5 protein-coding genes are annotated in these 5,112 nt (G+C 29.6%); all 5 read left to right on the top strand.

Going from position 1 to position 5,112, the window contains the following annotated elements:
- Positions 1-93 precede the first annotated feature (93 nt).
- The 5 genes from B3630_RS09290 to B3630_RS09270 all read left to right on the top strand — a co-directional run bounded on the left by B3630_RS09290 (position 94) and on the right by B3630_RS09270 (position 5,104).
- Positions 94-1,467, top strand: a complete 1,374-nt coding sequence (locus B3630_RS09290) for a VanW family protein (RefSeq protein WP_346897520.1) — start codon at positions 94-96, stop codon at positions 1,465-1,467.
- A 167-nt stretch (positions 1,468-1,634) separates the two neighbouring features.
- On the top strand, positions 1,635-3,152 hold the full coding sequence (locus B3630_RS09285) for a VanW family protein (RefSeq protein WP_346897518.1): 1,518 nt from the start codon (positions 1,635-1,637) through the stop codon (positions 3,150-3,152).
- A 287-nt stretch (positions 3,153-3,439) separates the two neighbouring features.
- Positions 3,440-4,105 carry an HDIG domain-containing metalloprotein gene (locus B3630_RS09280; RefSeq protein WP_346897516.1) on the top strand — a complete coding sequence of 222 codons (666 nt, stop codon included), beginning with the start codon at positions 3,440-3,442 and terminating at the stop codon, positions 4,103-4,105.
- 25 nt (positions 4,106-4,130) lie between these two features.
- Positions 4,131-4,844: a biotin--[acetyl-CoA-carboxylase] ligase gene (locus tag B3630_RS09275; RefSeq protein WP_346897514.1), complete on the top strand. Its 714-nt coding sequence runs from the start codon at positions 4,131-4,133 to the stop codon at positions 4,842-4,844.
- A gap of 23 nt (positions 4,845-4,867) precedes the next feature.
- Positions 4,868-5,104 carry a hypothetical protein gene (locus tag B3630_RS09270; protein WP_346897512.1) on the top strand — a complete coding sequence of 79 codons (237 nt, stop codon included), beginning with the start codon at positions 4,868-4,870 and terminating at the stop codon, positions 5,102-5,104.
- Positions 5,105-5,112 lie beyond the last annotated feature (8 nt).

Below are 5,112 nucleotides of genomic sequence, written 5' to 3'. Positions count from 1 at the left end.
TAAATTTACAATGAACTGATTTTTTTATTTATCTAGAATATTTTATGAAATACTACACAAGCTAATTTAAATACCATGAGAGGAGAATTTTATATGGAAAAAAGAAAGCAGACAAGAAAAGGAAATAAAAATATTTTTCTCATTATTATTGCTTTAATAGTTGTTTTTATTGTAGTGTATTTTCTATTTTATTACGGATATATGAAGCGTACCGTAGGTAGTTATGTAAATAAAATTTATCCTCAAGTTTTTGTAGAAGGAATTGAAGTGGGAGGTAAAACTAAGGAAGAATCCATAAAGCTTTTAAATGAAAAAAATAAAGAACTTATCAAAAACGATATTAAGGTAAAGGTAAAAGATAAAGAATATAAGATTGATTATGAAAGCTTAAATATAAAAAGCAACTTGCAGGAAACGCTTATGGAAGCTTTAGATTATGGAAAGGATTTATCTATAAGAGAAGGTTATAAGTTAATAAAAAATCCTAAAAAAGTAGATTTTGATATTGAGTATAGCTATAATATAAATTCTGTAGATTCCTTGTTGGATGAAATTGAAAAAACCCTCAGCAAGAAAGTTAAAAATGCAACTATCGTCAAGGAAGATGGAAAATTAAAAGTAAGTGAAAGTTCTTCAAAAGAAGAAATAAATAGAAAAGATTTTATTTCTCAGGTTGAAGAAGTTGTAAAAAGTAATACTGAGAATAATAAAGGTGATGTTACTCTGAAATTACCTATTAGTATTAAAAAGCCAGAAATAAATACTGAAGACTTGAAAAGGATTAATACAATAATATCTAGCTTTAGTACAAATTTTGTAGATGATGTTAGAGCTACTAACATTAAAGTAGCAACTGAAGCAGCAAGTGGTATAGTTTTAATGCCGGAGGAAGAATATAGTTTTAATAAACTAGTAGGTGAAAGTACTAAAGAAAAAGGATATGTAAAAGCAACTGTTATAAAAGATAATAAGCTTCAACCTGAATTAGGTGGAGGTATTTGTCAGGTATCTACAACTCTTCATAATGGAATAATAAGAGCAGGAATTGTGCCTACAGAGAGAACGCATCATTCTATACCAATAGGGTATGTTGATAAAGGAATGGATGCCACTATTTATTATAATATTGTAGATTATAAGTTTAAAAACACTTTACCATATCCCATTTATATAGATGGTATAGTAGAAAATAATAAATTAATATTTAATATATATTCATATAAAGAATTAGAAAATATAAAGTATGAAGTTATTAGTGAAGTCTATAAAGAAATGCCTGAAAAAATAGAATACAAAAAGGACATAACCTTGGATGAGGGGGAAGAAATAGTTGAAAATCCAGGTAGTAAAGGTTATAAGGTAAAGGTTTATAGAAAAACCTTAGAAAATAAGAAGGTAGTAAAAGAAGAGGTAATATATGATGATATATATGAACCTGTAAATAAAATCATCAGAAGAAATGGATAGAGGTATATGGAATGAATTGTATATATAATGCTTGTGTTTAAATTTTACAATAGAAAATTATTATGTAATGAAATCGTAATAATAATATAAATGAAAATATGATTAACATATGATATAATTTATATGTTAAATCAATTTTTTAAGTGTAAAATGAAAGGAATGTTACTATGGATATGAATCTAGAGAAGGGTGAGAATGGATCAAAGCTTTCACTAACCCCAGGGAATAAAAAATCTAATAGAAAAGCTAAGATCATAGCAATTTCTTCCGTAATAACTATAGTTCTTTTAGTATTTATAGGTACAACAACATACATCCATACTACTGTATCAAAATATGAGAATTTAATTATGCCAGGTGTGCAGGTTGAAGGAATAGATGTGAGTGGTAAAGCCAAGGACAAAGTTGTGCAAGAACTAAATAGTAAATATAACGACGAAATTGGGAACAGAAGTATTAAAATTAAAGCTGGAGATAAGGAGTATTCTATTAACTATGCTGACTTACATGTAGAGTTTAATATAGATGAAACTGTAAATGAAGCTTTTAACCATAATAGAGATCTTGGGTATTTAGATAAGTTTAAAGCAATAAAGAGTTCTGAAAAAAAAGACTTTCCAATAACATTTACCTATAATAACGAAATTATAAATACTGTTGCTAAAAAAATGGAAAGTGAAATTAATGTTGCTAAAAAAGATGCTACTATAACAAAAGCAGGTTCAGGATTTAACATTACGGAAGAAGTAGTTGGCAAGTCTTTAGATGTACAAGCATTAGTTAAGGATATAAATGCTAAGGTATTAGAAAGTAAAGCAGGAAACATAGAAGTAACTGCAACTATAAAAAAAGAGGTGCCTACTAAGACAAAAGAAAAATTATCAACTATTGACACTAGAATCGGAACCAAAACTACTAACTTTGGAAGTTCAGATTGGAGCAGAAGTACCAATATATCACTAGGAGCTAAAACTGTAAATGGTATAGTACTAATGCCAGGAGAAAGTTTTAGTTTTAATACTACAGTGGGTGACACTACAGCAGATAAAGGGTATCAACCAGGAGGCGTTTATGTTGGAAATAAGGTGGAGATTGGATATGGAGGTGGCATTTGTCAAGTATCTTCAACACTTCACAATGCAGTGTTAGACTCAGGAATTCTTCCAGATCAAAGGTTAAATCATAACATGTCAGTAGGATATGTTCCATTAGGACTTGATGCAACTATTGCTTATGGAGGAATAGATTATGTATTTACAAATCCATACAAATATCCAATATACATTGAAGGATATACTGGTGGTGGAAATGTAACCTTTAATATATATTCTAACTCTGCAGCTAAAGGTGGAAAAACTTATAGCTTTAGCTCAGAAACCTATGAGACCATTCCTGTAACAGTAAAATATGAGGATGATCCAACTTTACCTATAGGAACAGAAAAGGTTACCCAGAATGGATCTCAGGGATATAAGGTTAAGGCATACAGAACTACTTATGAAAATGGTAATGTAGTTTCAACAGAGCTTATGAATACTGATACTTATGTACCACTACCTAAAATAATAAAAAGAGGTACTAAAAAAGTAGAACAAGCGCCTGCTACAAAACCAGTAGAAAAACCAGCAGAAAAACCAGCGGATAAGCCGGCAGAAAAGCCAGCAGAAAAACCTGCAGGTAACTAAAATTATAATAAAGAAATGGAAGAAAAAATAAAGATATTTATTCTTAAATAATCAATACCCTATAGATAGACAAGATATTCGTCTATACTGTAGGGTATTTTATCATAGTAATTATTTAACTGAACTTAAATAATTGAATATAATATAATGTTAATAAAAGTATATTGTGTATAATAGCATAAGAAAAAATTTCATGACCTATTATATTAATAGGAAATATTATATATGTAAATAATATTAATTATAAATATTAATTATATAGGTATGATAAGAAGGGAGAAAATTAGATGAATTATTTTGAAAAATTTACAAAGCATCTTTTAGAAGATGAGAAGCCATCCATATATTTTAATAACTTAGTAGAAAATAATGGTTATCCAGATATATATCCCTATAACATGATTTTAAAGTTAAAAGATGTGGAGCAAAATCCTAAACATCACCCAGAAGGTAATGTTTGGATTCACACTATGATGGTTATAGACGAAGCTGCTAAAAGAAGGGATAGAAGCAAAGAACCAAAGGGATTTATGTGGGCAGCATTTTTACATGATATAGGTAAGTTAACTACTACAAAGTTAAGAAGAGGCTACCTCACTGCCTATGACCATGATAAAGTTGGAGCAAGAATAGCAGAAGAATTTTTAACCCATTTAAAACTTCATGAAGATAAAGGATTTTATGACTATGTAATAAATCTAGTTAGACTTCATATGCAGATTCTTTTTGTAGTAAAAAATAATGAGTTTGCAGATCTTAATAGAGTCGTTAAAAGTGGGTACATTGAGGATATAGGACTTCTTGGAATATGTGATAGATTAGGGCGAGGGCCAAAGACGGAAGATGAAGTAAGAAAAGAAGAGAGAAATATTGAAATTTTCTTAGAAAGATGCCAAAATTATATTGATAAGAGAAAAAGAATGGCAGAGACATATAATTTGCCTGAGAAATAAGAAAGCTTAGGAAGGTAAGTATTTAATGAAGAAGAAGATATTGAATATACTTAGAAAAGGTAAGGATGAATATATTTCAGGGGAAAGACTTAGTGAAGAATTAGGAATTACTAGGGCTGGAATATGGAAGCATATAAAAAGCTTAAAGGAAGCAGGATACATTATAGAATCAATTTCCAATAGAGGATATAAACTGGTAAGTACTCCGGATATTATAGATGGTGAAGAGATTTTACCTCTTCTTACAACTAAATATATAGGGAGAAACTTCATTCATTTTCATGAAGTAGACTCTACTAATGTTCAGTGCAGAAGAGAGTGTAGTACTAATCCTATAGAAGGAATGGTAGTTGCTGCAGAGGAACAAACTAGTGGGAAGGGAAGACTGGGTAGAAGTTGGATTTCTCCTAAAGGAACAGGAATATGGATGTCCATAGTATTAAAACCAAATATATCTCCTATGGTAGCACCTAGAACTACTTTAATTGGTGCAGCAGCAGTTTATACTGCCCTAAAGGATATGGGCATTTCGGTAGGAATAAAGTGGCCTAACGATATAGTCATTAATGGCAAGAAGATATGTGGCATATTAACTGAAATGAATGCAGAAATAGAAAGGGTAAATTATGTAATCATGGGAATTGGCATAAATGTTAATATGGAATTATTTCCAGATGAGCTAAAGGAAAAAGCCACCTCACTAAAAAATGAAATAGGAAATGAAGTCGANNACTTGTAGCTAATATATTAAATAATCTGGAAGTGTTTTACGAAGACTTTAAAGATATAGGAGATATAAGTAAAGTTATAGAAATTTGTAGAGAAGGCTCATTACTTATAAATAAAGAGGTAAGAATAATTAATGGAAATAATGAAGTCATATGTACGGTAATAGATATTGATGATGAAGGAGAATTAATAGTAAAACATAAAGATGGCACTATTAATAGAGTAATATCAGGAGAAGTATCTGTAAGAGGAATCTATGGATATATTTAAATTTAAAA

It is taken from the genome of Clostridium sp. UBA7503 (genome assembly GCF_002477055.1).
Taxonomy (GTDB): domain Bacteria; phylum Bacillota; class Clostridia; order Clostridiales; family Clostridiaceae; genus Clostridium_J; species Clostridium_J sulfidigenes.
This window is presented reverse-complemented; position numbering and strand designations above follow the sequence as displayed.